The organism is Mitsuaria sp. CC2, assembly GCF_048957715.1.
Taxonomy (GTDB): Bacteria; Pseudomonadota; Gammaproteobacteria; order Burkholderiales; family Burkholderiaceae_C; genus Roseateles.
On sequence record NZ_JARVXN010000011.1, the window covers coordinates 347,868 to 374,600 of the forward strand.

Genomic DNA, 26,733 nt, shown 5'->3' on the forward strand with positions numbered 1-26,733 from the left:
TCAGGACTCCTGGACCGGGTCGATGGCATCGACGGGATCGATGAAAACGCCGGTCTGTTGAAAGGTCTGGCCCCAGCGGGCGTGGGTCATGGTCAAGGTGAAGCGGAAACGGCCGGCACCGAGGTCCCGGTGCTCGACGCGGCACTGGCCCGGGCTGAGCCACTGGGGCAGCCGCACGCGGACCGGGCCGAGGCACCAGAGGTAATGGCGGCTCTGGAAGACAAGGGCGCCGTCGTCCTCCAGCACGTCCAGCGCCATCGCCAGGCCGCCGCGGGTGCGTTCGAGCACGCCGGGGCCGTCGGGATGCGCACGCTTGACGGACTGCACGACGCGCCGGCCCAGCCGGCGGGACCAGATGACGCCGCCGTGGCTGTCGGGCGTGACGGCGACCTCGACCGGCAAGTCCGTGGCGCAGTCGGGCGTCAGCGGCCCGCGCAGCGGCCAGGCGAGCCACGCCAGCACGCGACCGAACGCCGAGCAGCTCAGGTCCATCCGACCGGCGTAGCGGACCGGCTCGGCATGCGTGCCGAAGCGGCGCTGCACGGCGGCAGGCAGACGCGACCAGGCGCCGGCGCCCATCAACGCGGGAAGGTCGAGCGGCGCGGCGGCAAGTGCAGGCGCCGGCGCCGGCGCGGGTGCGGCGGTCCGGACCAGCGCCGCCAGCCGGGACCGGAGGAGGAGAGGGGCGCGGAGGAGGGTGTTCATGCCTCCTCTATCGCGAGAATCGGGCCACCCCGTGATCGTTGGCTAAGTCATTGATTTCATTGAATGGATACGCGTCAGGTGTATTCGTCGTATACAGTTGCCGCCGGGTCGACTGTCTACGACGTGTACACATGCTGCTGCGGGTGACGATGGGGTTGGCGCTGGCCGAAACGCTGTTGCTGGCAGGCGTGCTGCTGGCCTGGGCGGACCGGGTGGCGGGCGGCCGGCTGCTGGCGGCCTTCCTGGTCGCGATCGCGGTCTGGATCTCGGGCAACGAGCTGCCGAACTGGTTCGGACCGGGCGTCGAGACGCTCGCGCTGCACGTGCTGGCGACGGCGCCGCTGGCCGCCGCGGTGTTCTTCCATTTCTGCGTGGTGTTCTGCCGCGCAACGCTGCGTCGCGGCTGGATCAGCGCGGCTTACGGGCTCGGAGGCGTCGCGGTGCTGGCATCGCAGGTCCTGGTGCCGGCGCATTTCGTCGATCACGCGGACGTGGGCCGGCTGGCTGTGGCCGAACCGGCCGCCGTGATCACCAGCCTGTCGTGGGTGGCGCTCGGATTGGGCGGCGTCGGCGTGCTGCTGCACGCGCTGATGCGCCCGCCGATCGACGGCCGAGGTCCCGCGCGGGGTCAGGTCGCGGCCGTCACGGCGTCCTGCCTGTGGGGGCTGGTCTGCCTGGCCGGTTACGCGATCGCGCTGCTGGACTGGCCGGTCTATCCGTTCCCGCTGCTGGCCTTCCCGCTGTATCCGCTGATGCTGGTCTACGGCATCCTGCGCTACGGGGTGTTCGTCGCCAACGCATGGGCCGGCAAGGCGCTGGTCTGGACCTTGCTGCTGGCCTCGGGCATCGCGATCGTGGGGCTGATGCCGCTGGTGCTGCCGTTCGAGTCGCGGTGGCTCAGCGGCCTGGCGGTGGCCGCCGGATGCCTCGCGTTGAACGGACCGGTGCGGCGCTTCGTCCAGCGGCTCATCTATCCCGGCGGCGAGGTCAGCGCCCAGGACCTCGGCCGCTGGCGCGAGACGCTGCAGGCCACGGACAGCCTCGAGCGGCTGGGGGCGGAAGCCTCCGCGCTGCTGAGCCGACGGCTCGGCACATCGGTGACGGTGATCGTGGAGGAGGGCGCCGACGGAGCCGCCGATCGGGTCGCCGATCGGACCGCGACATCGACGGCCCGCCCCGCGCTGACGATGCGGCGCGAGGGCGTGTCCTGGACGCCGCGCTGGACCGCGTGGGAAGCGGCCCCGCCAGGACAACGCCACGTGGCGGAGCTGTTCGCGACGGTGCTGGCCGACGCGGCCTTGCGGGTCGAGCAGGCGCAACTGGCCGCGGCCCGCGAGCGCGACCGGCAGGTCCAGGCGCGACTGGCCGAACTGGGCGCGCTGGCCGCGACCGTGGCGCACGACATCCGCAACCCGCTCAACATCATCGGCATGGCCGTCGCGATGGCGCCGACGGAGACGCGCCAGGAAGTCGGCGCGCAGGTGGCGCGGATCGCCCACCTGACCAGCGACCTGCTGGACTACGCCAAGCCCTGGCGGCTGCAGCGCGAGCGCGTCGAGCTGCGGGCGCTCGTCGAGGGTTTGATCCGTCGCCAGCCCGGCGCGCGCCTCTCGGCCGCGTGGCCGCGTGAGGTGTGGGCGGAGGCGATCGACCCGCGGCGTCTCGAACAGGCGCTGATCAACCTCATCGAGAACGCGCGCGGCGCGTCGGCGGCGGGCTGCGAGATCGATGTCGAGTGGGATGCCGAGCTGGATGCTGGGCCCGATGTCGGGCCGTCCTCCCGACCTGGCGCCGCGCGGCTGCGGCTGCATGTCTGCGACGACGGCGCCGGCGTGCCGGAGGAGCTCCGGGAGCGCCTCTTCGAGCCCTTCGCCTCGCGCAGCCCGGGCGGCACGGGGCTGGGCCTGGCGATCGTCGCTCGCATCGCCGAGGCGCACGGCGGTCGTGCCTCGCTGACCGCCCGTCCGCCCTGGACGACCTGTTTCACGCTGGAGTTGCCGCGATGAGTTCCTCTTCCCCGTCGTCGCCCATGTCGGCTTCGACGTCCCCGATCCACGGCCGCGTCCTGCTCGTCGACGACGAGCCCGCCTTCCAGCGGCTGGGCGGCGGGTTCCTGCGCAATCTGGGCCACGAGGTGCTGACCGCCGGCGACGGCGAGGAGGCGCTGTCCACCTTCTCGCGCGAGCAGCCGGACCTGGTGCTGCTGGACCTGGCGATGCCGCCGAGCATGGATCCCGAGCAGGGCCTGACCCTGATTCCGCGCTTCACCGGCGCGCCGGTCGTGGTGCTGACCGGCCACGCCGAACACGAGCTCGCGCTGCGCGCGGCGGATCTCGGCGCCTGGGACTTCCTGGCCAAACCGATCGATCCGGACCTGCTGCGTTTCGTCGTCGACCGCGCGCTGCGCAAGCGCCGGCTGGACACGGAGCTGGCGCAGCTGCGACGCCGGCAGGGCGAGGACTCGATGGGGCTGGTCGGCCAGTCGACGGCGCTGCAATCGCTGCGCGCGATGATCCGGCGCGTCGCGCCGACGCGCGTCAACGTGCTGGTGCTCGGACCGACGGGGACTGGCAAGGAGCTGGTCGCACGGGCGCTGCACGAGCACGGCCCGATGGCGGCCGCGCCCTTCGTGCCGGTGCACTGTGGGGCCCTGTCCGCGGAACTGCTCGAGAGCGAGCTCTTCGGCCACATGAAGGGCAGCTTCACAGGCGCCTACCGCGATCAGCCGGGCCTGGTGGAGGTGGCGCGGGGCGGGACGCTGTTCCTCGACGAGGTCGGCGAGATGCCGCCGGCGATGCAGGTGAAGCTGCTGCGCTTCCTGCAGGAAGGCACCTACATGCCGGTGGGCGGACGGGTGACGAAGACGAGCGAGGTCCGCGTGGTGGCGGCGACGCACCGCGATCTGGAGGCGATGGTGCGTGCCGGCGAGTTCCGCGAGGACCTCTACTACCGGCTCAAGGGCGTGGTGCTGCGCACGCCGGCGCTGTCGGAACGTCGCGGCGACGTGCCGGTGCTGGCCGCCAGCTTCGCGCGGCAGCGCGGCGCGGGCATCGCGGCGGGGGCGATGGCCTGGCTCGCGGCGCGGGAGTGGCCGGGCAACGTGCGCGAGCTGAAGGCGGTGGTCGACGCCGCAGCCGCGTTGCTGCTGCCCGGGCAGCAGGACGTGGATGCGGAGGCGCTGGCGCTGGCGGCCGGCGAGGCGCCGGTGGCGGCCTCACCGATGTCCACGACGGCCGCGGGCGTCGAGGGTGACGACCGCGGCGGCCTGCTCGACCAGGCGATGACGGAACTGGAGCGGCGGCTCATCAGCGAGGCGATGCAGGCCACCGAGGGCAACCAGTCCGAGGCAGCGCGGCGGCTGGGGATCTCCCGGGCGGGGCTGATCAAGAAGCTCGGGAGACTCGGGTTGAAGTGACGCCTGCCCGCCCCCCCCCGGCGCCGAGCGTGCGGCGCCCTAGGTCAGAGGGACCTGGAGCGCCTCGTCCAAGGCCTCGTTTTCCAGATCGACCAGTGTCTGCACGTCGCCGCCGTGGAAGGCGTCGATGGGCAGCCACTTGAAGTCGAGCAGGACTTCGAGGCAACGCTGTTGGATGTCCTTCCTGGTCTGGAAGCCGGCCTTGTCATCGGGATCGTTTTCCCATTCCATCGACGTGCCGAAGTGACGGATCCGCAGGATCACCGGCCGGTTCAGCGCATTGGCGATCAGCAGTTTGTCCAGCAACGCATTCCGCGGCCGGAGCTGGGCCGTATAGAAATCGAGTGCGAAGAACTTGGCGAGCCGGGGATCGTCCAGCCACGGATAGCGTTTGAGGTTCTGCCACGCCTCGAAGGCCTCGGCGCTGCTCACTGCGGAGGACTTCAAGGCCAGCAGCGCCCTCTCGATCTTCAGCTGCCACTGCTCGCCCTTGGTGCGGTAGTTGTCAATCGTGCGGCTGCCCGTGCCGACGGTCACCCGGCCTTTCGAATGCGCCTTGGAGGCTTCGAAGAGCGACGGCTTCTGTTCGGAGTTCTGCGACAGCCCGATCCGTTCGCCGCCGCGATTGGCCTGCAGCCCGGAGGCCCGGATGCCGGGCAGGTTGCGCATCTTCGTCACCTGATAGGCGACGCTGACATCGTGAATGTCCGCATCGGCGATCTCGGCGCGCCGTTCTGCGTCGACGAACGGCGCGACATCGGGGTCGAGCCCGTCGGGTCTGCGCCGGCCTGCCATGGCGCCATCCTCGCTGCGGCGGGCCGCGAGGAGGCGCGTCAGTGCGAGCTTGTGGTCGTTGGCCCGCAGGGCGGGGTGGATGTCGAGGTGGACCGTGTCGCTGGCCGCGATCGGTCGAAGGCTCTCCAGGATCTCGTCCGGAATGCGCTCGCCCATGGTGCCGATCTGTTCCGAGTACCAGATCGACAAGGCCTCCAGGCTGACCTGCCTCGTTCTGCTGAGCAGACGTCGCTGGAGAGGCGCTCCCGCCGCAGGCCGATCCGCCGGCCCGGCGGCGGGATTCACCAGGGCCTCCAGTGCACGACGCTGCGCGAGCTGGCGGGGGCTGTCGCCGAGGAGCGCCGCGAACGTCGACGACGATCCCGCGGTCGAGTCTCCGGAGCGTTGAGCGGCCGCCGCACGCGGGACCGTCGAGGGGGCAGGTCGATCGAAGGTAGGCATCCGCAGGATGATCCACGCCGGACGTGGCCGCGCCATCCGATGAATGCTGAGACGCGCCGGCGAGAAGTCTGAGAACGCCTGCCCGAAGCCGGGTCCGTGCGGACGCCGGCTCCGACGGCGGCGCTCAGGCCGCGAAGCCGCCGTCGATCAGCAGGTCCGCACCGGTGACGAAGCCCGCTTCGGGTCCGGCGAGGTAACCCACCATCGCGGCGATCTCCTCGGCCTTGCCGTGGCGCGGCAGGGCCATCAGGCCGTGCAGGCCGGCGGCGAACTCGGTGTCGGCCGGGTTCATGTCGGTGTCGACCGGGCCGGGCGACACGTTGTTGATGGTGATGCCGCGCGGGCCAAGGTCACGCGAGAGGCCCTTCACCAGACCGACCAGGGCGGACTTGCTCATCGCGTAGACGCCGCCGCCGGCGAAGGGCATGCGCTGGGCGTTGGTGCTGCCGATGTTGATGATGCGGCCGCCCTCGCGCATGTGTTTGGCCGCCGCCTGCGTGGCGACGAACACCGAGCGCACGTTGACCGACACCGTGCGGTCGAAGTCTTCCAGCGTGAACTGGTCCAGCGGCGCGACGGCGAGCACGCCGGCGCTGTTGACGAGGATGTCCAGGCGACCGAAACGTTCGGCGACGCCGTCGATGGCGCGGGTGAGGGCGGCGGCGTCGGTGGCGTCGGCCTTGACGGCGATCGCCTGGCCGCCGGAGGCCTTGATCTCTTCGACCAGCGCTTCGGCGGCGATGGCCGACGCGGCGTAGCCGACGGCGACGGTCGCGCCGTCGCGGGCCAGACGGCGTGCGGAGGCGGCGCCGATACCGCGCGAGCCGCCGTGGATGAAGGCGACCTTGCCGGTCAGCACGGCGTTGGCAGGGGTCTTGGCGGAGGTGAGGGTGGCGGTGCTCATGACGTTTCCTTTCGAAGCGGGGTGGTTGATGGACTCCACTATGGTCGTCGCCACCTGATTGCGGTAGTTGGAAAGGTGCGTGTTCAGTTTCAACCATTGGTATAAGCTGGCGACATGTCGACCGAACTGAGCAGCACCCTCGATGCTTTCCTCGCCGCCGCCGATGAAGGAAGCTTTTCCGCAGCCGCGCGGCGGCTAGGGCTCACGCCTGCGGCGGTGAGCAAGAGCGTGGCGCAGTTCGAGGCGAAGCTCGGTGTGCGCCTGTTCCAGCGCAGCACGCGCCACCTGGCGCTGACGACGGATGGAGAGCGCCTGTACGCCCAGGTGCGTCGGCCATGGACCGAAATCGGCGACGCGCTGACGGATCTGAGGCAGGGCGCGGGCAAGCCGGCGGGGACGCTGAAGGTCGCATTGGCCCACACGGTGGGGCGCGAGTACTTCGTGCCGATGATGGAGGAGTTCGTGCGGCGATATCCGGACGTCGTGCCGGACTTGCATTTCGACAACCGCCAGGTCGACCTGGTGGCCGAGGGATTCGACGTCGCCATCGGCGGCGGCATCGAGCTGACGGACGCGCTGATCGCGCGCGAGCTCGCGCGGCTGCGCATCGTGCTCGTGGCGTCGCCGGCGTATCTGGCGGCGAATCCGGTGCCCAAGCAACCGGCCGATCTGACGCGACATCGCGGGCTGCTGCGACGGTCTTTGGTGTCAGGGCGGCTGGTGCCGTGGACCTTGAAGAACAACGCCGGCCAGGAGGAAGTCGCGAGCGTGCGGCCGGTGATGGTGCTGGACGATCCGGAGGCCATGGCCCGCGCGGCGGCGAGCGGCATGGGCATCGCCATGCTGCCGATGCCGCATGCCTGGCCCTTCCTGGAACGCGGCGAACTCGTGCGCGTGCTGCCGGCCTGGTATGCGGAGGCGCTGCCGCTGGCGATCTACTACACGAGCCGCCGGCTGGTGCCCGCCAGGGTGCGGGTGTTCGTCGATCACGTGATCGAGCAGTTCAAGTCGCGTGGGTACGCGGCGAGGTTCAAGGCCGGATGAGGGGAGCGCATGGGCGTGCATCGGGAGGCAAGCGAACTGAAAGCCCTGCGGCAGCGTGAGGACCCGGTCTCCGATAATAGGACGCTCTGCAAACTGCAAACCGGAGCCATGACTGAAGGCGTGGCGAAGATCTCCATGAATAAAACCAACAACGAGCCTTTCGTGATCGGCGTTGCCGGCGGCAGCGGCAGCGGCAAATCGACCGTGACGCGCCAGGTCCTGGCCTCCATCGGCCCGAAGCGGGTGGCGGTGGTAATGCTGGACGACTACTACCTGGACCAGTCGCACATGTCGCCGCAAGACCGGCGACAGCAGAACTACGACCACCCCGACGCGTTCGACTGGCCGCTGATGACGGCGCACGTGGCGTCGCTGTGCAAGGGGGAGGCGATCGAGATGCCGGTGTACGACTTCGCGGCCGACAACCGCTCCTCGCAGACCATCACGGTGAAGCCTGCGCCGGTGATCGTGGTGGAGGGCCTTTACGCGCTGTACGACCCCGAGCTGAGCAAGCTGATGTCGCTGAAGATCTACGTGGACACGGCCTCCGACGTGCGCTTCATCCGCCGGCTCCAGCGCGACATCCAGGAACGCGGTCGCAGCACCGAGAGCGTGGTGAACCAGTACCTGGAAACCGTGCGCCCGATGCACAAGCAGTTCATCGAGCCGACCAAACGCAATGCCGACGTCATCCTGCCGCACGGGGCCAACGGTCCGGCGGTGGACATCATCACCACCAAGGTGATGAGCCTGGTGCGTGACATCGACCCCCACTGATCTGGAGCCGCCACCATGTTCCCGTTCTTCAAGCGCCTGTGTCTGATCCTGCTGGCCGGCGGTCTGCTCGCTGGCCCGACGTGGGCGGCCGAGGATCCAGTGCCCGTGGAGGGCGACTTCATCGCCCGCAACTTCCGCTTCGCCAGCGGCGAGGTGCTGCCTGAGCTGAAGCTGCATTACCGCACGCTGGGCAAGCCGCGGCGCGACGCCAGCGGCCGCGTCAGCAATGCGGTGCTGATCATGCACGGCACCGGCGGCACGGGCGGGCAGTTCATCCGGCCCGAGTTCTCTGGCGAACTGTTCGGTCCCGGCGCGCTGCTGGACGCCGATCGTTACTACCTGATCCTGCCCGACGGCATCGGCCACGGCGCCTCGTCCAAGCCCAGCGACGGCCTGCGGGCGGGATTCCCGCGCTACGGCTACGAAGACATGGTGCGGGCGCAGCACCTGCTCGTCACCGAGGGCCTCCAGGTCGATCATCTGCGCCTGGTCATGGGCACCTCCATGGGCGGCATGCACACCTGGCTGTGGGGCCAGCGCTATCCGGACTTCATGGATGCGTTGATGCCGCTGGCCAGCCTGCCGACGCAGATCGCCGGCCGCAACCGGCTGTGGCGCCGGGTCGTCATCGATGCGATCCGGAACGACCCGGCCTGGCAGGGCGGCAACTACAAGCGCCAGCCGCCCAGCCTGGGCACGGCGAGCGAGATGCTGATGCTGATGTCCAGCAACCCGGTGCTGCGCCAGCAGCAGTGGCCGACGCTGGCCGCCGCCGATGCGGCCATCGCCGCGGCCGTGGCCAGCGGCGAGAAGAACAGCGACGCCAACGACACGCTCTACGCGCTGGAGTCTTCGCGCGACTACGACCCCAACCCGGGACTGGAGCGGATCAAGGCGCCGCTGCTGGCGGTCAATTCGGCGGACGACCTGATCAACCCGCCCGAACTGGGCCTGCTGGAGCAGCAGATCAAACGCGTTCCGCGCGGCAGGGCGATCGTCATCCCGCTCAGCCCGGCCACGCGCGGCCACGGCTCGCACACGGTGGCAACGCTGTGGAAGGAGGCGCTGGCGACGCTGCTTGCCGACTCGGGCAGGTAAGACAGCCGGCGCGGCCGTCTCCGGCAGAGGCGGCCACGCGCATCGATGGGCGCGCAGGGTGAGGGCAGTGTGAGTCCCTAGGCCGTTCGGCTAGTCCGTCGGCCATTCGCCTTTCGCGGCAGCCGCGGCTTGCATAGACTCCCGCCCTGCCGCGCCCTCGACGAGGTGCGCTTCTCCACGTCATACCGCTCGGTCGGTGATCTATTGAAGGGTTTTCATGTTCCGCTCTTTCGCTGTCTCGATGTGCCTCGCGAGCCTGGTCGGATGCGCTTCCCAGCAGCCGGATCCGTCTGTGGCGTCGGCGAAGCCAACCGTCGATCCTGCTGTCGACTGCGAGGCTCGGGACCCTGCGCTCGGCAGCATGGTGAAGCGCCGCAAGTGCGTCCCCGTGCTCAGCGCCGAAGAGAAGGCGCTGCGCAAGGAGGCTTACAGGGAGGCCCTGGATCGCGCACTCAACGCCGAGCCGGTGCCCCGGTGACGTCAGGGCGGGGCGCGCGGTGAGGGCGCTCAGGCCGGTTGCCGCAGGAAGCGTTGGATCTCGCTCGCGATCAGCTGCGGTTGTTCGTGGACGATCCAATGCGTGGCGCCGGGAACCTTGAGGATCTCCATCCGCGGCACGTAATCGTCGAGCCCGTCGAGCAGGCCCGGAAGCAGCGCGGTGTCGGCCAGCGCCCAGAACACGAGTGTCGGCACGGTCACCATGAGCCGCTCGCGCGGCAGGACCGGAATGCCGTCGATGGACTGGCCAGGCGGCGGCGGCTTCATCGGCGTGACGCGATAGAGATTGCAGGCGCCGGTGAGTCCAGCGCGCCAGACCTCGCGGTACTGCTGCTTGAGGTCCTCGGTGAGCCATCCGAAGCCGTCGGGGCCGGCTTTCATGTGGGTGAAGAAGGTCCATAGCCGCTGGAAATCGTCTTCGGCCAGCAGCGCCTCGGCATCGGGCCGGGCGAGGAAGTTCATGTACGCGCTGGCCTCACGTTGCGCGGGGTTGTTGCGCAGTTCGCGGGACAAGGTGCCTGCGTGCGGCGAGTTGATGATGACGAGCTTGCCGACCAGATCCGGGAAGGCGTTGGCGAAACCCCATGCGAAGGCGCCGCCCCAGTCGTGCGCCACGAGCGCGGCGACCGTGCCGTCGGCGCGCTCGGAGGCGGCGAGCTGCTGGATGTCCTGGACAAAGAGCTGCGCCTTGTACGCGGCGACCTCGGTCGGCGCGCTCGAACGTTCGAAGCCGCGCAGATTCGGCGCCAGGCAGCGGTAGCCGCCGTGCGCGGGATCGGCGAAGAACGTCAGCAACTCGTCCCAGATGAACGCCGCCTCGGGGAATCCGTGCAGGAACATCATCAGCGGCCGCCCGGGCTCGCCGGCGGCGCGGCAGCTCAGGGCGATGCCGTTGGGAAGGCTGCGTTCGAAGGTCTCGATCATGGATCGGCTCCGGAAAGGGACTCGGCGTCGGATCGAGCCAGTGTCCATCGGGCCGGGTCGGCGAGGAGTCACGAGGTCGACAACAAATCTGGGCCCGGATCCGGGCTAGTAAGAGAGCCGCTCCAGAGGAAGTCGGTGGGTCACGGAGGTCGACGCTGCTCGGGGCAAGACCTGGATCGCTTGATCCATAAGACTGACAATGTGCATTATGTGACCTACCAAATCACGTTGATGTCGCTGGACGTTCCCCGACGTCGTTCATTTTCTAAATCCTGTTCCTACTTTCTTCTAAATTTTGTTCCACACGGTTGCCTTCAATGCCTGAACTGGCTGACGCACGTCGACCTGTCGAGCGTCTGGTTGCATGGAGCATTCACGGCTGCCGCTTCGACTGGCTGCCGGATAAATTCAGACGCACAAGGTGCGGGAACGCTTCACGCTAACCCGGCGTGCTCGGGCCACCGGTCAGGCTCAACCCGACTCTGCTGACGTTCCGGTCTATGGGGATCACCCTCGCACCGAATGCTCAGCCAGTTTTGCGACGCAACGCGCCAGCCGCAGTGACTTTACGCAGCGACTCCGATTGCGAAGTGGGCGCTGGAGACTTTGACGCCGCGCACGCTGACCGGTGGACGACCGCTACAACGGCGCCGCTGCGGCCTTCGACGCGGACGACCGGCTTGCTCAGCACGAGCGGCTTGGTCGAACCCAGCATCGGGCGCGCGACGCGCACCGGCTCGGGCGACTTGAACGCCCGGATTTGCTCAGGCGTCAGCGTCGTGGAGAACACGCGAGCGGCCTTATCCACCATCTCCGCGGAAATGGTGACGAACTTCTTGCTGCTGACTCGGACGCGCTTCATCGGTGAACCTTCACAAACAAGAACTCTACGCCACCTCTTCCTCCCGTGGGAATCATTAAGAGCGTTCGCCCGTCCGACAACTGATGCCAGAACATCGGCTCCGGTTCTATCAGCCGCACACTTCCCACATCGGGTGACAGTACGGCGACAAGAAGCACCCTAACGAAACCTGTCAGACTGCGACAGAACTGGGTGACCACAGCGTCCAGACGGCAAGTCGCCCTTTTGTGTCGTGCGTCAAGAACCCATTGACTTGCTTTGGCTTACAGCCTGGGCTTCAGGTTCACTGACGGCGACGGTCCGGAGCGCCGTGGTAGGCATCGGAAGCGATGGCGGGCGGCGAAGTTACTGCGCGTCGCGCGTCAAGAGCCTACCGTCGGGGCTGAGCCGAGCGCAGCCGGCGATACTGCGTCGCGATGTCGCGACAGAATTTCACCGCCTGGAACCACGCACTCCCATTCAAATCAATGCCTTACGAGGGGTGATCTCGGTTTTCCAGGAAAAGCCGACAAAACGCCGTTTTCGGCCTCGCCCTAGCTCCAGTGAGCAGGATTCCTAAAATCATCCAAAGATGCACCGGCACCGATGGCGTCCACCAGCCAAACCGGCCTGCGCCGCCTCGGGGTCCACGTGTTTCCGCTCCGATCGCAGTACGGAATCGAGCTGTCGACAGATGCGGCATCGTCCGGCTCGGCTTCCTCAGCGCTTGGGCTGAAGTCCGGGTTTCGGAAGTCCGCAAGCGCTGCGCCGCTGTCCAGCGCTTCAATGAGCCAGATCGGACGCCGGCCTCTCCCGCTCCAGGTGTTGCCTGATCGGTCACAGTAGGGAAACGACGGATCCACGGGCTGCGGCGGTTCCGCAGCCTCTAGTTCTGCGGCCGTGAGATGTCGGTAGGTAGGACGTCATACTGGCGCACGGCGGCTTTCACCAACTCAATCACCTCTTCCTGCTCGGCTAACTGACCAAGGGCTTCCTGAAGGCGCTGCTTCATGGCGGCGACGGGCTTGATCTTCGGCATCCTGGCTCTTCCGCTGCAAGAGATTCAGTTCAGTCGCTGATGGTCGGCAGTTTATGGCGACTTCCCGCCTGTGTCGTGATCGTCAAAAACGGCGAGGATGGTCGCGGAGGCGTGCCTAGGCGGACCTGTCAGCCGAGACCGCTTGGTGATCGACAGGAATCAAGCCGTCCCAAACGCGTTTCGGGGTGATGTCGGTTTCGATGCTGATGATGGGCTCTAGAGATTAGGGAAGCCCTACCCCATTGCTCCATCAACCTTGACCGCGTTGGCTAACCTCTCGGCTGCTGCCGGCTCCGTGGACACCAACTTGAGCTTTTCCAGTCGCTTCAAACTGTGCCGGGCTGACGTAGCGAGCTCCTCCGTGGCGAGGTGACTTCGCGTCCGATGTTGGCGATGGGCTCAAGGGACTAGGGAACACACTACCCGAAACAGTTGGGCCTTTGCGGGGTCGCCGGCATTCGCAGCACGGCGTCCCATCCGGCGTCTGTTCATCGGAGCACCGACGCCCTGCAATGAAGTGCCACCGAATTGAGATCAGCGCCGCTTGAGCTCCGTCACCGTAGCCTTGCCCTTGATCATTTCGGCCTGGAACTCGACTTGATCGCCGACCTTGAGGCCGTCGAGCAGCTTCTTCTCTGCCACGTCAAACCCCATGGTCATCCCCGGCATCGCTAGATTGGGAATGTCGCCATGCCGCAGGACGACTTGGCCCTTGGCGAGGTCGACCTTGCGCACCTCGCCCTGCACCAGGGGCATGGCGGCCGAGGCAGCGTTCTTGTTCGGCATCGGCATGGACATCGCGCCAGACGAGTCTTGAGCATGAACCTGCATCCCGGCAAGGGCGAACAGCGTAGCGGCAAGCATGTTGATGGTCTTCATCGATGAAACTCCTTCAGAGTTGCGTGGGTTGGAAAGATGAAACGATGGGCGGCGAGTCGGAGACTTGCGGCGCCGCGGTGCGTCGACGCCGTAGCAGGTACCAGGCGGCCGGAACGACGAGCATGCTGAGCAGGGGTGCCGTGACCATGCCGCCGACCATCGGCGCGGCGATACGCGCCATAACCTCGGATCCCGTCCCGCTGCCCAGCAGGATCGGCAGCAGCCCCGCCATAACCACGGCAACAGTCATCGCCTTGGGCCGCACACGCAGGACGGCGCCTTCGCGGATCGCCGCGAGCAGCGTGGCGTCGTCGTCCGGCTCGCCAGCCCCCAGACGCTGCGCATGGGCGTTCTTGAGGTAGACCAGCATGACCACGCCGAACTCCGCCGCCAGGCCGGCCAGAGCGATGAAGCCCACGGCGGTGGCCACGGAGACCGCGTGTCCGAGCGCCCACACCAGCCAGAAACCGCCGACCAGTGACAACGGCACGGCCGCCATGACGAGCAGTGCGTCGCCCGCACTGCGGAACAGCAGGTAGAGCAGCACGAAGATCAGGGCCAGCGTCGCCGGCACCACCACTTTCAGCCGCTGGGTCGCGCGCTCCAGGTATTCGAACTGACCGGACCACGACAACGCGTACCCCGGCGGCATCGTCACCTGCCGGCTCACCGCGGCCTGCATGTCCTGGACGACCGAGCGCAGGTCACGCCCTCGGACATCGATGTACACCCAACCGGACAGCCGGGCGTTCTCGCTGCGCAGCATCGGTGGCCCCTCCTCGACGGTCACGCGCGCGACGTCCCGCAGCAGCACGGTCGCACCCTGCTCCGTCACGAACGGCAGCTGGCGCAATCGCTCCAGCGAATCCCGGATCTCCCGCGGATATCGGACGTTGATCGGATAGCGCTCGCCGCCCGCGATCACCTCGCCGACGTTCTCGCCGCCGATGGCCGTGGCGACGATGGCCTGCACCGCGGCCACGGATAGTCCGTACCGCGCCGCGGCCGCGCGATCGACGTCGACATCGATGTAGCGGCCACCCGTCAGCCGCTCCGCCAACGCGGACGACACGCCGGGCACCGGCTTGACCACGGATTCGATCTGCGTCGTCAGCCGGTCCAGCGTGGCCAGGTCGGGCCCGGACACCTTGATGCCGACGGGGCTCTTGATGCCGGTCGCCAGCATGTCGATGCGGTTGCGGATCGGTGGCACCCAGACGTTGGACAAGCCGGGGACCTTGACGACACGGTCCAGTTCTTCGGTGAGCTTTTCCGGCGTCATGCCGGATCGCCACTGCGCACGCGGCTTGAACCGGATCGTCGTCTCGAACATCTCCAGCGGCGCGGGGTCCGTCGCGGTGTCCGCGCGGCCGGCCTTGCCGAAGACACGCTCCACCTCGGGCACCGTCTTGATGAGCCGGTCGGTCTGCTGCAGCAGTTCCGCCGCCTTGGACGCGGACAGCCCGGGCAGCGCGGACGGCATGTACAGCAGATCGCCTTCATCCAGCGGCGGCATGAACTCTCCGCCGAGCCGCATCAGCGGCACCGCCGTCATCGCCAGCACCAGCGCCGACGCCACCAGCGTCGCCTTGGGGAATCGCAGCACGGCCTCCAGCGCCGGCCGGTAGATCGCGATGAGCAGGCGGTTGATCGGATTGGCGGTTTCCCTCGGGATGCGGCCCCGGATCAGATAGCCCATCAGCACGGGCACCAAGGTCACGGACAGGCCGGCGGCCGCGGCCATCGCATAGGTCTTGGTCAGCGCCAGCGGCGAGAACAGCCGCCCCTCCTGCGCCTCCAGCGTGAACACCGGCAAAAAGGACAGCGTGATCACCAGCAGCGAGAAGAACAGCGCCGGTCCGACCTCGACGGACGCCTCGGTGATGAGCGCCCAGCGCTCGGCGACGCTGGCCGATCGACCGTGCCGCGCCTCGAAGTGCTCCAGGTGCTTGTGCGCGGCTTCGACCAGGACCACGCTCGCGTCGACCATCGCGCCCAGCGCGATCGCGACGCCGCCTAGGCTCAGGATGTTGGCGCTCAGACCCTGCCAATGCATCACGATGAAGGCCGTCAGCACCCCCACGGGCAAGGTCACGACCGCGACCAGCGCGGAGCGCAGGTGGAACAGGAACACCGCGCAGACCACCGCCACCACGATGAACTCCTCGATGAGCTTGTCGCGCAGATGATCGACCGCGCGATCGATGAGCGTCGACCGGTCGTAGGTCTCCACGATCTCCACGCCCGGCGGCAGACCCGGCTTGAGCGCGGAGATCCTCGCCTTGACCGCCTCGATCGTCGTCCGGGCGTTCTTCCCGGAACGCATCACGATCACGCCGCCGGCGACTTCGCCCTCGCCGTCCAGCTCCGCGATGCCGCGGCGCATCTCGGGCCCGACCTGCACGAAGGCGACCTCCCGCAGCATCACCGGCGTGGCCCGTGCGACGCTGATCGGAATGTCGCGGAAGTCGTCCAGCGACTTCAGGAAGCCGCGCGACCGCACCATGTACTCGCTCTCCGCCATCTCCACGACGGAGCCGCCCGAGGCCTGATTGGCGTTGCGCAGCGCGGCCAGGACGGCCTCCTGCGTCACGCCGAGCGCACGCATCCGGTCCGGATCGAGCACGACCTGGTACTGCCGGACCATGCCGCCCAGGCTGGCCACCTCGGCCACGTCCGGCACCGTCTTGAGTTCGAACTTCAGGAACCAGTCGTTGAGGGCGCGCAGTTGCCCGAGGTCGTGCGCGCCCGTGCGATCGACCAGGGCGTACTCGTAGATCCAGCCCACGCCGGTCGCATCCGGACCGAGTACCGCGGTGGCCCCCGGCGGCAAGCGCCCCTGGACCTGACCGAGCGCCTCGCTCACCCGGGACCGGGCCCAGTACGGGTCGGTCCGATCGTCGAAGAGCACGTAGACGAAGGAGTCGCCGAAGAAGCTGTACCCGCGGACGGTCTTCGCGCCGGGGACGCTGAGCATCGTCGTGGTCAGCGGGTAGGTGACCAGGTCCTCGACCACCTGCGGCGGCTTGCCCGGGTAGCTGGTTCGCACGATGACCTGTGTGTCCGACAGGTCGGGCAAGGCGTCCACCGGCGTGCGTGCGACGGACCACAGGCCCGCGGCGACCAGCATTGCGGTGGCAATGAGCACCAGGAAGCGGTTGCCGATGGACCAGCGGATGAGCGCGGCGATCATGGCGCGCCTCCGATCTTGCGCACCGACACGAGCTCCCAGGCCATGGGGCCGCCTTGCCTGAACTCGATACGGACCTTGTCGCCCACCTTCACGTCGGCAAAGGTCTGGGGGTCGGGCTTGCCAAAGCCCATGGTCATGCCGGGCCACTTCAAGGCGGGCACGGGGCCGTGCGACAGGGTGATGCTGTCGGCATCGACGCTTTCGATCTTGCCCTCTGCGCGATACGTGGTCGCGGCGGCAGCGAGTTTCGGCGTGGCGACAGGGGAGGAAGCCATCGACGCCGCCGACACCGCAGACGCGGCAGGTGCCGCGCTCATCGTCCCCAGCGAGGATTTCAGATTCGCCTCGGAATCGATGAGGAACTGGCCACTTGCCACCACCTCCTCACCGGGACGCAAGCCGTCGAGGACCTCCACGTCGTTCCCCAGATCCACCCCCAACTTGACCTCGCGCGGTTCGAAGGCGCCACCCTGTCGGCGGACGATGACGACGGCGCGTGCGCCGGTGCGGATCACGGCCTCCGCGGGCACAACCAGCCGGGATGCGATCGCGCCCGCGATCCGCAGGCGCAGCAGCATGCCGGGCACCAGTTTCCCGCTCCGGTTGTCGACCTCGAAGCGCGCCTGCAGCGTGCGCGTGTCGGCGTTGACCTGCGGAAGGATTTCTTTCAGTTCGCCGTCGAACACCTGCGCGGCATCGGACTGCAGCGTCGCGCTGACCTTCTGGCCGCGAGTCAAGCGGAGTGCCTGGGCCTCCGGCACCTCGACCACAGCCCACACCCGTTCCATTCCGGCGATGCGAAAGAGCGTGGTTCCTGCCGCCACCGCCACACCTTCGCGAACGCCCAACTCCGCCACCACGCCGCTCGCGGGCGCATCGAGGGTGAAGCGCGCCTGGGCCGTCCCTGCCTCCTCGCTGTGCCGAACCAAGGTCTCAGGAATGGACATCGCCTTCAGGCGATCCCTTGCAGACGCGATCAGTTCCGGCGCGGCGCCGGCGCGCTTCAGGGCGAGAAGCTCGTTCAGAGGTCCCAGCCAATCCGGCGCGAAGATCATGGCGAGCGGTTGTCCCTTGCGCACCGTGGACATGGGCGCTCTCACCAGCAGGCGTTCGACGTAGCCCGCGACGCGCGTCTGGACGGCGACGTTGAGCCTGTCGTCGAATTGCACTGCGCCGACGGCGTCGAAGGATGACGACACGTCCGCCATCTTCGCGGCGGCCGTGCGTACGCCCAGGTTCTGCTGCACCGTTGCGCCGATCCTGACTCCGGCGTCCGCGGCCTCGTCGGCGTACACCGGCACGAGCTGCATGTCCATGAACGGGGATTTGCCGGGCTTGTCGAAGCGACGGCCCGGCACCATGGGGTCGTGCCAATACAGCACCTTGCGATCACTCCCGGCGGCGGAGGCCGCTGCAGGTCGTCCGTCGTCCACGCGGACGGCGCCGTCGACCGTTCGTCCCACATAGAAACCACCCAGCGCGAGCGCGGCGCCGAGCGCCGCCACCAAAACAACGACTGCTGCGCGCTTCATGGACGGTCTCCTTCGATGAGGGCCTTGAACGCCAGCGACGCCTGCGCCCTGACCAGATCGCGCTGGAGCGCGAAGAGCTTGCGCCGCGCCTCCAATTCGGCGTGGCGCGATTCGAAAAGCGTGGTCAGCGGCACCTGGTTCGAGCGGTAGGCGGTCAGCGCCACGGCGGTGCGCTGCTGCGCCGGCAGGACGACCGCCGTCCGATAGCGGTCCACGCGTCCGGCCAAGCGCGCCGCTTCGGCGGCAAGCATGCGGTACTCGACGGTGGCCATGCGGGTCGTCTCCGCGAGCTGTGCCTCAGCCTTCTCCGCGAGGGCGAGCTTGGCCGCGAGCTCGCGGTCCTGGCGTTGCGCCGGCGCAATTGCGAGCGGGATGCTGATGCCCACCGACACCATGTCGGGATAGCCCGACCGCTGCCCGTAGCTCACCTCCCAAGACCAGTTCGGGCGGCGATTTGTTCGCGCCGACTCGGTGTCCGCGCGAGCCAGATCGACATCCCGCTCCGCAGCGATGACGGCAGGATGATTCGCAACGTACGCGGACTCGGTGGGCGCGGGCAGCGCCTCCGGTGCGGCCAGGTCATCGACGGAAGCGCCGATCCAGCGTGTCAACGCGACACGCGCCACTTCCAATTGCTGACGCGCCTCGGCGGTCTCGTCCTCCGCCATGCCGCGAGCACCGGACAGTCCGAGCACTTCCTGGCTGGTCGCCGTGGCCGAAGCGAGCCGCGCGCGGGCGGCCTCCAGCTCGTCATGGGCGTGATGTTCCGCCTCCGTCACCAGCTCCAACTCCGAGCGCGCGAAGTAGACGTCCAGGTACGCCAAGCCGGTCTGCAGGCGTACGTCGGTCTGCGAGGCACGTGCGACCGCGGCCTCGCGTTGTACTGCGGCGTCTGCGACGGCTTGTCGAGCGGCGCGCTTGCTGGAGGACAGCCATTCCTGGGAGATTCCTACACGCTTCATAGTCATCGAATCCCGGCCGCTGAAGCGGTCGCTGCCTGAAATGGGCAGGTTGTCGATGCCGGCGCGCAGCACGGGATCGGGCAATTGGGCGGCGGCGCGCGCGGTTTCGGCGGCGCTGGTGACGCCGGCCCGGGCGGCCCGGGCGGCTTCCGACCGCTGGACCGCCAAGCTCATGGCCTGGTCAAGCGTGAGGGTGGCGCCCTGACTGAGCAGGGGCAGCAATGCGGCAGCCAAGGCGGCGGCTCGCAGGGTGATTTTTGGGTTCACGAAAGCTCCGAAGACGAACGACAGCGATGCCGGGTGGCGGAAATGCCGCACCGGCGCCAGTCAATCGACGGAGCTGATCAGACTCGGAGTCTGAGCGTGGAAAGGAAGAGAGGATCGGGTGGCGGTCGATCCTCGGCCGGCGTCATTGCCGACGCCGGCAGGCGGACGTCCTCGCCAAGGTCGACGCTCACCGCCAGGATCGACACCACCAGCGGCGGCGCGAGCGTCGGCAGCTTGATGGGCTCGAATGACTGCGGCGTGCCGGACGAGTGCTCCGCGCAAAGCGCCGGCTGGTCCATGTCCATGCCTTCGCACGGCGTGCCGGACGCCACCATCTCGGCCATCGCCGCCATGTCCTGCTCCTGCGGGCAGACGTAGTTGGCCAACGCCAGCTGCGAGAACAGCAGCGACAACGCCACGTAACACGTGACGGTCAGGCGATGGGCAAGGCGGCGAAGCATGATCGCGTAAGTGTAGTAGCAACCCTTGCATGGCCGCACGCGACCAACCATGGGGCTCCATCAGCTCAGCGTGCAGATGCCGCATGGACGGCTCGTACTCCCTTCCGTTCACGCTTCAGCGTGCCCGGCCAACAGTTGCGCACGCCTGGACGTCTGCCCGTGGAGTGGCTGGAGCAGCTCATCTTGCTTGCCCTCGTCGGCCGGGCTTTCCCGACGTGGGTCACCGATGGTGCTGCTGCATCCAAGCATCGAGCTGCGCGATCTCCTTTGTCTGGTCGTCGATGATCTTCTGGGCCATCGTCTTCAGGGGCGCAGATTTTCCCTGCTGGACTTGAACCTTCGCCATCTCAAGCGCTTGTTGATGATGCATCTTCATCATCATCGCGAAGTCCATGTCGGTATCACCGCTGAGCTTCATCCCTTGCATTGATCGCATGCCCGCGTCCATCGACTTCTTGAGTTGTTCCGAAGCGGGGTTCGACGACTGCGCAAAGGCGGCAGCGGCGCTCAGGGCGCCGGCGATCGCGATGAGTCCGAGCTTGCGAAAAACGTGGATTGAGTTCATGAGGTGCTCCTGCGAGAAGGTTGAAGGACCAGCCCGATCACGACGTGAGGTGGCTGGCTCTCAAGGGCAAGAGGCAATCCCAATGCTAGGGCGCGTGTCAGTCCATGACAGCTTCGTAATGGTCTCGACAGGCCTTTGTGGCCGCCAGATTTCTACAGTGATCTCCATGGCGATCAATCTCGACGCCAAGGCCCCGAGCACCCCCTCGCCAAGGGGGTCGCTCGCGAGACAAACCTACAGGAGTTCATCATGTCCCGAATCGTCACCCCCTTCGCATTGGCCGCCGCTGCAGCGCTCGTTGCGATGGCTACCCCGGCGCTTGCCGATAGTGGCTTCACGCAAAGCAACAGCGAATCGGGAGGTTCTTACCACCTCATGCCGTCGACCAAGACGCGGGCGGACGTCATTGCCGAGCTGCAACGGGCGCGAGCCGACGGCTCGTTGGCCAAGATCAACAGCGAAGCAGGCTACGCCCCGGAGTTTGAAACCGACGGTCGCCAAACCGTGCGCGCCAAGGCATCCAACGCCGCTGCGGCTGGCCAGAGGGCACCGCTGCAGTTCGATGCACCCGCCGCGGGAGGCGGCCGGACTCGCGCCGAGGTGATCGACGAACTCAAGCGCGCCCGGGAAGATGGCTCGCTGGCCAAAATGAACAGCGAGAGCGGCTATGCCCCTGAGTTCGAACCGGCGCCGGCTCGCCGCGTCCCATCGAAGGAGGGTCTGTCGACGTCGGCGGCGCAAACGCAAAGCAGCGCATTGCAGTTCGAGGCGCCTGCAGCTGGAGGACGCAGTCGCGCAGAAGTCCTGGAAGAGTTGCGTGTGGCTCGTGAGAACGGCACCCTTCGGCGCATGAACACCAACCGCGGCTACTGAACGGCAAGCGTCTTGCGCTGGGGTGTTGGCATTTGTGGCGACCGTCCCGAGGTTGGTCGCGCACCAGCTCGCTCAGGCTTGCAAGGCCGCGTACCTTCACTGATGTCGATCATTCTCCTGCGCTGGCGCGGCCTGTCGCAGGCGCAGGGAATTGAATACCACGCTGACCGAAGACAAGCTCATGGCGAGCGCCGCGATCATCGGCGACAGAAGCCAGCCCGTGAAGGGATATAGGACACCTGCGGCCACAGGAACGCCCAACGCGTTGTAGAAAAAGGCGAACCCCAGGTTCTGACGCATGTTGGTCACCGTCGCGTCTGAGATCTCTTTGGCCCGAGCGATGCCGCGCAGATCGCCCTTGACCAGCGTCAACTGCGCGCTGTTCATGGCCACATCGGTGCCCGTACCCATGGCCACACCCACATCGGCCTTTGCGAGCGCCGGCGCGTCGTTGATGCCGTCTCCCGCCATGCCCACGACGCGACCTTCATCTTGCAGACGCTGCACAAGCGCAAGCTTGTCCGCGGGCTGCACTTCGCCGTGCACCTCGTCGATTCCCAACTCGCGCGCGACTGCCTGCGCCGTTGTGAGGCCATCACCGGTTGCCATCACGACCCGCATACCTGCCGCATGCAATGAACGTAGCGCTTCGGGTGTGCTTTGCTTGATGGGATCAGAGACGGCCAGCAAACCCATCAACACTTGGTTGCCGGCCAGGTACATCACGCTGCTGCCATGGGCCCGAAGCACTTCAGCAGACTTGCGCAGCGGGCTCACATCAACACCGTCCTGTGCCATCAATGCCGTGTTGCCAAGCGACAAGCGTTGGTCAGCGACTTGGCCGCGCACCCCGATGCCAGTCGATGACTCGAAGTTCGTGGCGGCTACGAGCTCCAGCTTCTGAGCCCGCGCGGCTTGAACGATCGCTTGGGCCAGCGGGTGCTCGCTGCCCTGATCCAAGCTTGCGGCCAAGCGCAACACCTCGGCTTGGGTTTGGCCCGGAGCCGCTATGACCTGCTCGAAGACCGGTCGACCTTCGGTCAACGTGCCGGTCTTGTCGACCACCATCGTGTCCACGCGTCGCAGATGTTCAATGGCAGAGGCGTCCCGGAACAAGATTCCTTGAGTGGCCGCTTTCCCCGTGGCCACCATGATGGACATCGGCGTGGCCAAGCCTAACGCGCACGGGCAGGCAATGATCAGAACACTGACCGCGTTGATCAAGCCGTACTGCCATCCTTGCTCCCCACCCAGGAGCCCCCAAGCGAAGAACGACAGCAGCGCCACTGCGATGACAGCCAGCACAAACCAGCCAGCGACCTGGTCTGCTATCCGCTGCATAGGTGCCCTGGAGCGCTGGGCCTGGGCGACCATCTCTACGATCTGAGAAAGCATCGTCTGGGACCCGACACGTTCCGATCGCATGATCAGCGCGCCTGACGTGTTGATGGTCGCGCCGATCACCCGATCTCCAACTCGCTTGGTCACAGGTACAGGTTCACCCGTCAGCATCGATTCATCGATCGCGCTTTGCCCCTCCTCGACGACGCCATCCACCGGCACCTTCTCGCCAGGTCGGATGCGCAGGCGATCCCCCACATGCACCTGGGTCAGCGGTACATCCGCCTCACTGCCATCTGAATCGATTCGTCTGGCGGTTTTGGGAGCGAGGCCGAGCAGCGACTTGATCGCCGCGGAGGTCTGCGAGCGGGCGCGTAGTTCCAGCATCTGGCCGAGCAGAGTCAGCGAAATGATCACCGCCGCGGCCTCGAAATACACGCCAATGCGGCCATGAGCCATGAAGCTCGATGGGAATACGTGGGGCACCATCGTGGCGACGATGCTGTAGGCAAAAGCGGCTCCGATCCCCAGGCCTATCAAGGTCCACATGTTGGGGCTGCGCAGCTTCACCGACTGCACGCACCGCACCAAGAACGGCCAACCCGCCCAAAGAACGATTGGCAACGACAGCGCAAGTTCCACCCAGCTCTGCCTGGCCGGTGAGAGCCACCCCACTCGATGACCGGCCATGGCGAGGACCGTCACGGTCGCGGTCAGCGGCAAGGTCCACCAAAAGCGTCGCGCGAAGTCGCGAAGTTCAGGGTTGTCATCGTCTTGAGCGACCTCAGGAATGAGGGGCTCCAAGGTCATGCCGCACTTCGGGCAGCTACCCGGGTGATCTTGCCGGACCTCCGGATGCATGGGGCAGGTGTAGATCATCGACGCCTGTGCGGGCAAGCCTGGCGCTGAGGCCTGCGCCGGCGGTTCAGAGTCAGACGAAGCGAGATTGGAGCAGCAATGCCCCGATGCCTGATACGTTCCTGCGGGTGCAAGGTTCTGGCCGCTGTCGCCTGCTGTCTGGATCAGCTGCATGCCGCACCTCGGGCAGCGCCCGGGACCATCTTGATGGACATCGGGGTGCATGGGGCAGGTGAACTGAGGCACAGGTGAGGCGCCACTTGGCGCGGTCTGCGCGTGACGGTGACCCGAAGCTTGATCGCTGGCTTCTTCGCTCATTTTTCTGCTTCCGCTTGTTGGGACATGACGGTGTGGATGCATCGCGCCACAGCCTTACAGGCAGGCGACGGCCTCGCGCAACCTCTGGCTCGCAACTACCAATGGCAATGCGGCTATCGGCAACCGCCGCAGCAGCTGATGCCGTTGCCCTCGGCGCCGGCCCTCAACGTGACTTGTGTCTGCACACTGGAGGTGTATCCCGCCTGAGCGATGGCCGCGCTGAGCTCCTCCGGCGCCGACCCGGTCGAGTCGACTCGCACGCGCTTGGAAGCCAGGTCCACGTCCACCTGCGCCTGGGGATCCACCTCCCTGATTGCCTTGCTGATCTTGCCGACGCAACTGCGGCAGCTCATGTCGGGGACTTCAAACTCAAGCATGGGCTACTCCCTATCAGACCGGAACGTTCCGGCAAGTGCCACTTTGAAGCCTCCCACCGTGGGAAGGTCCAGCACTTTCTGGTAGTCCCTACCCAGAACTTGCGCATTCCCGGGTTCGTTCGAGAACGTTCAGAGTTCCTCGCAACAGACACGGTATGGGCGCTACCGATGGCGCCCTGCCCAGGAGCGCGGTCCCGCTGGCTCGTGCTCTGACCGATGCGCCGGCCTATGCGCTGGCCGTTTCAGCCATGCGACGGCACTCGTCGGCGCAACGCCGACACGCCCGCGCGCAGGCCGCGCAATGGTCCATCTCGTGCTGCCCACATTCCTTTGCACATGCTTCGCAGATGTCCGCGCAAAGCTTGCAGATCGAGCCGGCGTGCTCGCTGTTGCGAGCCATCGCGGCCGACGCGAGCTGGCAGATCGCGGCGCAGTCAATGTCGAGCGCGATGCAGCGTGACATCGCGTTCACGTCCGTCTCTTGGAGACAGGCGCTGGCGCAGTGATTGCACGCAGCCGCGCAGTCGTCGCACGCGTCGATGCACGAGTCGAATTCCTGATGAGCCATGATCTTTCGCTCCACATGTTCGCCGGCGATTCGGCCATTTCAGCGAGCAAATCACGCACCCGGCGAAGCGCGGTTGAGTTCCACCGGACAGCTCCGAATCAAGCTGAAAAATGCGCACGCCCCTGCCTGCCTGCCTAAACGGGGCAAGTCAGGCAAAGGTGTTTGCAAGATGTGCTGTCGCAGTGACGTGATCTACATCGTGGTTTGTTGCGCAGCGCCGCCGGGGTGGCTCAAGGGACCTTTCGCAGCGTCGCGCGCGCCGTCACAGCTGCCTTGGACTTGTTGGACCACATCCAGCAGTAGTGCTGATCGCTGGGCACGTCGAGTAAACCTTCGGACTTGCTCGCGGCATCCTGTTTGGCGGGAAAGCGCACCTCTTTTCCCTCGTGGTAGTGCACGTTGAAGTTCAACGGCGCGTCGGCGTCGAACCGCCACTGGACTTTCTCCCCTTGACGCAACTGAGTGCACCACTCGGCAAACTTGCCGGGGGCGATCTGCCACTCGCCCTGCGCCGTTGAGTCTGCCTGCCACGGTACGTCAACAAGGTCTGCATGCGCTGACGTGGCCAGGGCCGAGATCACGACGACGGCAAGGACGGCCCAGCGCGGCCTCACTTGGCGGCCTCGATGTGCGTGACGACCAGAGCGCCCGCGCGCTTCTCGGCGGCGAAGCGCACCTTGTCGCCCACCTTCAATTTCTCCAGCGCGGATGCGTCCTCGACCTGGAACGCCATGGTCATGGGCGGCATCTCAAGGTTCTTGATCTCGCCGTGCTTGAGGGTGATCTTTTTGTTGGCAGCGTCGATGCGCCGGACTTCGCCGTCGGTCATGGCCGACGCGTCGGCCGTCGAGGCCTGCGCCGAGGCGGACAGGGGCGGCTGTTGCAGGGCTTGGTCTCCTGCTGCGTGGGCCCAGCTGGCGGCCATCAGTGCCAGCGCGGTCAGGGTGCAGCGCACGGAGTTGGACTTCATGAGAGCTCCTTTGGTCAACGGTGATAGGACTGGAAAACGCGGGTGGTGCCGTCCTTGAGAACGAGCAATACGTCGTAGGGCTGTGTCTGGTTGTCAAAATCCGGGCCATCCATGCCGGGGCTGCCCAGCGGCATGCCGGGCACGGCCAGCCCGACTGCGGCGGGACGCTCCTTGAGCAGCCGCTTGATCTCTCTGGCCGGTACGTGCCCTTCGATCGCGTAACCATCGATGCGGGCGGTGTGACAAGAGCCGAGTGCCAAGGGGATGCCAACGGACTTGCGCACGTCGGTGTTGCCAGTGTTGTGGACCGCGCCGACGTTCAGTCCTTGTGCCTGCAGATGTGAGAGCCAGGCTTTGCAGCAGCCGCACTCGGGCGACTTCCAGACTTCCAAGGACACGGCAGCCGGCGACGTCCGGGCGATGGCAGAGCCAGCCGCTGCAAGCGTCAGGCCCAGACCGGCCCAGACGACGTCTCGCCGGTTCACGAAATTGGTCATGGCACCGTCAGTGCGCGTGATTGGCGTGTCCGTCCGCCTTGGACCCGGGCTTGGTAGAGGCCGCCTTGGAGCCCGACTTCGCGACCGTGACCGCGCCCTTCATGCCCGCGTCGTAGTGACCGGGCTGCAGACATGCAAAGTCAACCTTGCCAGCCTTCGTGAACTGCCAGATCACCTCACCGGTTTTCCCGCCAGTCAAGGTGATCATCTGGGGATCTTCATGCTCCATCCCCGGGTTCTTGAGCATGACCTGGTAGTGTTCCTTGAGCTCCTGCTCGGTGCCCAGCACGAATTCGTGTTTGACCTGACCGGAGTTCTTGACCTTGAAGCGGATCGTCTCGCCTTGCTTGACGTCAATGCTGGCCGGCGTGAAGCGCATGTTGTCGGTCATGTCGACGTTGACGGTGCGCGTGACCTGTTGTGCCTTGCCGGGCTTGCCGATGGCACTGTCTTCATCGCCATGCGCGTGTGTGCCGGCGTGGTTGCCAGAGGCAAATGCCGCGCTGGTGGCAATGGCGACGACAGTCGCCACGAACGGGTGTTTGATGTTCATGATGCTTTCTCTTGGAACGCTTTTTGCTTGGGGGTTGA

The 26,733-nt window shown here is 66.8% G+C and carries 27 protein-coding genes; 7 read left to right on the forward strand and 20 right to left on the reverse strand.

From position 1 onward, the window contains the following. The gene (locus tag PV762_RS07420) at positions 1–705 is read right to left on the reverse strand and encodes a DUF4166 domain-containing protein (RefSeq protein ID WP_421034391.1); all 705 of its coding nucleotides are present in this window, start codon (positions 703–705) and stop codon (positions 1–3) included. A gap of 131 nt (positions 706–836) precedes the next feature. Here PV762_RS07420 and PV762_RS07425 point away from each other — a divergent pair, with 131 nt between their 5' ends. Then, positions 837–2,711, forward strand: a complete 1,875-nt coding sequence (locus PV762_RS07425; RefSeq protein ID WP_421034392.1) for a sensor histidine kinase — start codon at positions 837–839, stop codon at positions 2,709–2,711. Further along, on the forward strand, positions 2,708–4,120 hold the full coding sequence (locus tag PV762_RS07430; protein WP_421034393.1) for a sigma-54-dependent transcriptional regulator: 1,413 nt from the start codon (positions 2,708–2,710) through the stop codon (positions 4,118–4,120). The genes PV762_RS07425 and PV762_RS07430 overlap by 4 nt, the downstream gene beginning before the upstream one ends. Before the next feature lie 39 nt (positions 4,121–4,159). On the opposite strand, the gene PV762_RS07435 is transcribed toward PV762_RS07430, so the two are convergent. Both PV762_RS07435 and PV762_RS07440 read right to left on the reverse strand, forming a co-directional pair. Then, positions 4,160–5,356, reverse strand: a complete 1,197-nt coding sequence (locus tag PV762_RS07435; protein WP_421034394.1) for a hypothetical protein — start codon at positions 5,354–5,356, stop codon at positions 4,160–4,162. A 124-nt stretch (positions 5,357–5,480) separates the two neighbouring features. Continuing rightward, complete coding sequence (locus PV762_RS07440; protein WP_421034395.1) at positions 5,481–6,260, reverse strand: SDR family oxidoreductase; 780 nt, start codon at positions 6,258–6,260, stop codon at positions 5,481–5,483. Positions 6,261–6,374: 114 nt separating this feature from the next. On the opposite strand from PV762_RS07440, the gene PV762_RS07445 reads away from it, so the two are divergent. The 4 genes from PV762_RS07445 (at position 6,375) to PV762_RS07460 (ending at position 9,657) form a co-directional block, all read left to right on the forward strand. Then, positions 6,375–7,304, forward strand: coding sequence for a LysR family transcriptional regulator (locus PV762_RS07445; protein WP_421034396.1), 930 nt, complete (start codon positions 6,375–6,377; stop codon positions 7,302–7,304). Positions 7,305–7,439: 135 nt separating this feature from the next. Further along, positions 7,440–8,081, forward strand: a complete 642-nt coding sequence (gene udk / locus PV762_RS07450) for a uridine kinase (protein ID WP_421034397.1) — start codon at positions 7,440–7,442, stop codon at positions 8,079–8,081. A 15-nt stretch (positions 8,082–8,096) separates the two neighbouring features. After that, positions 8,097–9,179: an alpha/beta fold hydrolase gene (locus PV762_RS07455; protein WP_421034398.1), complete on the forward strand. Its 1,083-nt coding sequence runs from the start codon at positions 8,097–8,099 to the stop codon at positions 9,177–9,179. Positions 9,180–9,396: 217 nt separating this feature from the next. Then, positions 9,397–9,657, forward strand: a complete 261-nt coding sequence (locus PV762_RS07460) for a hypothetical protein (protein WP_421034399.1) — start codon at positions 9,397–9,399, stop codon at positions 9,655–9,657. Between the two features lie 29 nt (positions 9,658–9,686). Here PV762_RS07460 and PV762_RS07465 read toward each other — a convergent pair whose 3' ends face one another. The 10 genes from PV762_RS07465 to PV762_RS07510 form a co-directional block, all read right to left on the reverse strand. Next, on the reverse strand, positions 9,687–10,601 hold the full coding sequence (locus tag PV762_RS07465; protein ID WP_421034400.1) for an alpha/beta fold hydrolase: 915 nt from the start codon (positions 10,599–10,601) through the stop codon (positions 9,687–9,689). A gap of 526 nt (positions 10,602–11,127) precedes the next feature. After that, complete coding sequence (locus PV762_RS07470) at positions 11,128–11,463, reverse strand: hypothetical protein (protein WP_421034401.1); 336 nt, start codon at positions 11,461–11,463, stop codon at positions 11,128–11,130. A 533-nt stretch (positions 11,464–11,996) separates the two neighbouring features. Next, the gene (locus PV762_RS07475) at positions 11,997–12,305 is read right to left on the reverse strand and encodes an H-NS family nucleoid-associated regulatory protein (RefSeq protein ID WP_421034402.1); all 309 of its coding nucleotides are present in this window, start codon (positions 12,303–12,305) and stop codon (positions 11,997–11,999) included. A 23-nt stretch (positions 12,306–12,328) separates the two neighbouring features. After that, entirely contained in the window at positions 12,329–12,481 is a 153-nt protein-coding gene (locus PV762_RS07480; RefSeq protein ID WP_421034403.1) for a hypothetical protein, read from the reverse strand. Positions 12,482–13,015: 534 nt separating this feature from the next. After that, on the reverse strand, positions 13,016–13,360 hold the full coding sequence (locus PV762_RS07485; protein WP_421034404.1) for a copper-binding protein: 345 nt from the start codon (positions 13,358–13,360) through the stop codon (positions 13,016–13,018). A gap of 13 nt (positions 13,361–13,373) precedes the next feature. Continuing rightward, positions 13,374–16,553, reverse strand: a complete 3,180-nt coding sequence (locus tag PV762_RS07490; protein ID WP_421034405.1) for an efflux RND transporter permease subunit — start codon at positions 16,551–16,553, stop codon at positions 13,374–13,376. Beyond that, positions 16,550–18,085 (reverse strand): efflux RND transporter periplasmic adaptor subunit, encoded by a 1,536-nt coding sequence (locus tag PV762_RS07495; protein ID WP_421034406.1) that lies wholly within the window; start codon positions 18,083–18,085, stop codon positions 16,550–16,552. The genes PV762_RS07490 and PV762_RS07495 overlap by 4 nt, the downstream gene beginning before the upstream one ends. Then, positions 18,082–19,365 carry a TolC family protein gene (locus PV762_RS07500; RefSeq protein ID WP_421034407.1) on the reverse strand — a complete coding sequence of 428 codons (1,284 nt, stop codon included), beginning with the start codon at positions 19,363–19,365 and terminating at the stop codon, positions 18,082–18,084. Before PV762_RS07500 ends, PV762_RS07495 begins: the two co-directional genes overlap by 4 nt. 26 nt (positions 19,366–19,391) lie before the next feature. After that, on the reverse strand, positions 19,392–19,775 hold the full coding sequence (locus PV762_RS07505) for a hypothetical protein (RefSeq protein WP_421034408.1): 384 nt from the start codon (positions 19,773–19,775) through the stop codon (positions 19,392–19,394). Positions 19,776–19,995: 220 nt separating this feature from the next. After that, the gene (locus tag PV762_RS07510) at positions 19,996–20,340 is read right to left on the reverse strand and encodes a DUF305 domain-containing protein (protein WP_088404226.1); all 345 of its coding nucleotides are present in this window, start codon (positions 20,338–20,340) and stop codon (positions 19,996–19,998) included. Positions 20,341–20,589: 249 nt separating this feature from the next. Here PV762_RS07510 and PV762_RS07515 point away from each other — a divergent pair, with 249 nt between their 5' ends. Beyond that, positions 20,590–21,213 carry a DUF4148 domain-containing protein gene (locus tag PV762_RS07515; RefSeq protein ID WP_421034409.1) on the forward strand — a complete coding sequence of 208 codons (624 nt, stop codon included), beginning with the start codon at positions 20,590–20,592 and terminating at the stop codon, positions 21,211–21,213. Positions 21,214–21,309: 96 nt separating this feature from the next. On the opposite strand, the gene PV762_RS07520 is transcribed toward PV762_RS07515, so the two are convergent. From PV762_RS07520 to PV762_RS07550, 7 genes are all read right to left on the reverse strand, one after another. Next, positions 21,310–23,772, reverse strand: coding sequence for a copper-transporting P-type ATPase (locus PV762_RS07520; protein ID WP_421034410.1), 2,463 nt, complete (start codon positions 23,770–23,772; stop codon positions 21,310–21,312). A 71-nt stretch (positions 23,773–23,843) separates the two neighbouring features. Then, positions 23,844–24,107 carry a heavy-metal-associated domain-containing protein gene (locus PV762_RS07525; protein ID WP_421034411.1) on the reverse strand — a complete coding sequence of 88 codons (264 nt, stop codon included), beginning with the start codon at positions 24,105–24,107 and terminating at the stop codon, positions 23,844–23,846. A gap of 226 nt (positions 24,108–24,333) precedes the next feature. Beyond that, positions 24,334–24,675 carry a four-helix bundle copper-binding protein gene (locus tag PV762_RS07530; protein WP_088404581.1) on the reverse strand — a complete coding sequence of 114 codons (342 nt, stop codon included), beginning with the start codon at positions 24,673–24,675 and terminating at the stop codon, positions 24,334–24,336. Positions 24,676–24,905: 230 nt separating this feature from the next. Next, positions 24,906–25,289 carry a hypothetical protein gene (locus tag PV762_RS07535; protein ID WP_421034412.1) on the reverse strand — a complete coding sequence of 128 codons (384 nt, stop codon included), beginning with the start codon at positions 25,287–25,289 and terminating at the stop codon, positions 24,906–24,908. Beyond that, on the reverse strand, positions 25,286–25,645 hold the full coding sequence (locus PV762_RS07540) for a copper-binding protein (protein WP_421034413.1): 360 nt from the start codon (positions 25,643–25,645) through the stop codon (positions 25,286–25,288). Before PV762_RS07540 ends, PV762_RS07535 begins: the two co-directional genes overlap by 4 nt. A gap of 14 nt (positions 25,646–25,659) precedes the next feature. Beyond that, a complete protein-coding gene (locus tag PV762_RS07545; RefSeq protein WP_088404232.1) occupies positions 25,660–26,142 on the reverse strand; it encodes a DUF411 domain-containing protein in 483 nt (160 codons plus the stop codon). Positions 26,143–26,149: 7 nt separating this feature from the next. Beyond that, positions 26,150–26,695 (reverse strand): cupredoxin domain-containing protein, encoded by a 546-nt coding sequence (locus PV762_RS07550; RefSeq protein ID WP_421034414.1) that lies wholly within the window; start codon positions 26,693–26,695, stop codon positions 26,150–26,152. Positions 26,696–26,733 lie beyond the last annotated feature (38 nt).

What these genes read in the sequence shown, in the direction of transcription:
- PV762_RS07420 (WP_421034391.1), bottom strand. Translation starts at nt 705, where the DNA reads ATGAACACCCTCCTCCGCGCCCCTCTCCTCCTCCGGTCCCGGCTGGCG.
- PV762_RS07425 (WP_421034392.1), top strand. Translation starts at nt 837, where the DNA reads ATGCTGCTGCGGGTGACGATGGGGTTGGCGCTGGCCGAAACGCTGTTG.
- PV762_RS07430 (WP_421034393.1), top strand. Translation starts at nt 2,708, where the DNA reads ATGAGTTCCTCTTCCCCGTCGTCGCCCATGTCGGCTTCGACGTCCCCG.
- PV762_RS07435 (WP_421034394.1), bottom strand. Translation starts at nt 5,356, where the DNA reads ATGCCTACCTTCGATCGACCTGCCCCCTCGACGGTCCCGCGTGCGGCG.
- PV762_RS07440 (WP_421034395.1), bottom strand. Translation starts at nt 6,260, where the DNA reads ATGAGCACCGCCACCCTCACCTCCGCCAAGACCCCTGCCAACGCCGTG.
- PV762_RS07445 (WP_421034396.1), top strand. Translation starts at nt 6,375, where the DNA reads ATGTCGACCGAACTGAGCAGCACCCTCGATGCTTTCCTCGCCGCCGCC.
- udk (WP_421034397.1), top strand. Translation starts at nt 7,440, where the DNA reads ATGAATAAAACCAACAACGAGCCTTTCGTGATCGGCGTTGCCGGCGGC.
- PV762_RS07455 (WP_421034398.1), top strand. Translation starts at nt 8,097, where the DNA reads ATGTTCCCGTTCTTCAAGCGCCTGTGTCTGATCCTGCTGGCCGGCGGT.
- PV762_RS07460 (WP_421034399.1), top strand. Translation starts at nt 9,397, where the DNA reads ATGTTCCGCTCTTTCGCTGTCTCGATGTGCCTCGCGAGCCTGGTCGGA.
- PV762_RS07465 (WP_421034400.1), bottom strand. Translation starts at nt 10,601, where the DNA reads ATGATCGAGACCTTCGAACGCAGCCTTCCCAACGGCATCGCCCTGAGC.
- PV762_RS07470 (WP_421034401.1), bottom strand. Translation starts at nt 11,463, where the DNA reads ATGAAGCGCGTCCGAGTCAGCAGCAAGAAGTTCGTCACCATTTCCGCG.
- PV762_RS07480 (WP_421034403.1), bottom strand. Translation starts at nt 12,481, where the DNA reads ATGCCGAAGATCAAGCCCGTCGCCGCCATGAAGCAGCGCCTTCAGGAA.
- PV762_RS07485 (WP_421034404.1), bottom strand. Translation starts at nt 13,360, where the DNA reads ATGAAGACCATCAACATGCTTGCCGCTACGCTGTTCGCCCTTGCCGGG.
- PV762_RS07490 (WP_421034405.1), bottom strand. Translation starts at nt 16,553, where the DNA reads ATGATCGCCGCGCTCATCCGCTGGTCCATCGGCAACCGCTTCCTGGTG.
- PV762_RS07495 (WP_421034406.1), bottom strand. Translation starts at nt 18,085, where the DNA reads ATGAAGCGCGCAGCAGTCGTTGTTTTGGTGGCGGCGCTCGGCGCCGCG.
- PV762_RS07505 (WP_421034408.1), bottom strand. Translation starts at nt 19,775, where the DNA reads ATGCTTCGCCGCCTTGCCCATCGCCTGACCGTCACGTGTTACGTGGCG.
- PV762_RS07510 (WP_088404226.1), bottom strand. Translation starts at nt 20,340, where the DNA reads ATGAACTCAATCCACGTTTTTCGCAAGCTCGGACTCATCGCGATCGCC.
- PV762_RS07515 (WP_421034409.1), top strand. Translation starts at nt 20,590, where the DNA reads ATGTCCCGAATCGTCACCCCCTTCGCATTGGCCGCCGCTGCAGCGCTC.
- PV762_RS07520 (WP_421034410.1), bottom strand. Translation starts at nt 23,772, where the DNA reads ATGCATCCACACCGTCATGTCCCAACAAGCGGAAGCAGAAAAATGAGC.
- PV762_RS07525 (WP_421034411.1), bottom strand. Translation starts at nt 24,107, where the DNA reads ATGCTTGAGTTTGAAGTCCCCGACATGAGCTGCCGCAGTTGCGTCGGC.
- PV762_RS07530 (WP_088404581.1), bottom strand. Translation starts at nt 24,675, where the DNA reads ATGGCTCATCAGGAATTCGACTCGTGCATCGACGCGTGCGACGACTGC.
- PV762_RS07540 (WP_421034413.1), bottom strand. Translation starts at nt 25,645, where the DNA reads ATGAAGTCCAACTCCGTGCGCTGCACCCTGACCGCGCTGGCACTGATG.
- PV762_RS07545 (WP_088404232.1), bottom strand. Translation starts at nt 26,142, where the DNA reads ATGACCAATTTCGTGAACCGGCGAGACGTCGTCTGGGCCGGTCTGGGC.
- PV762_RS07550 (WP_421034414.1), bottom strand. Translation starts at nt 26,695, where the DNA reads ATGAACATCAAACACCCGTTCGTGGCGACTGTCGTCGCCATTGCCACC.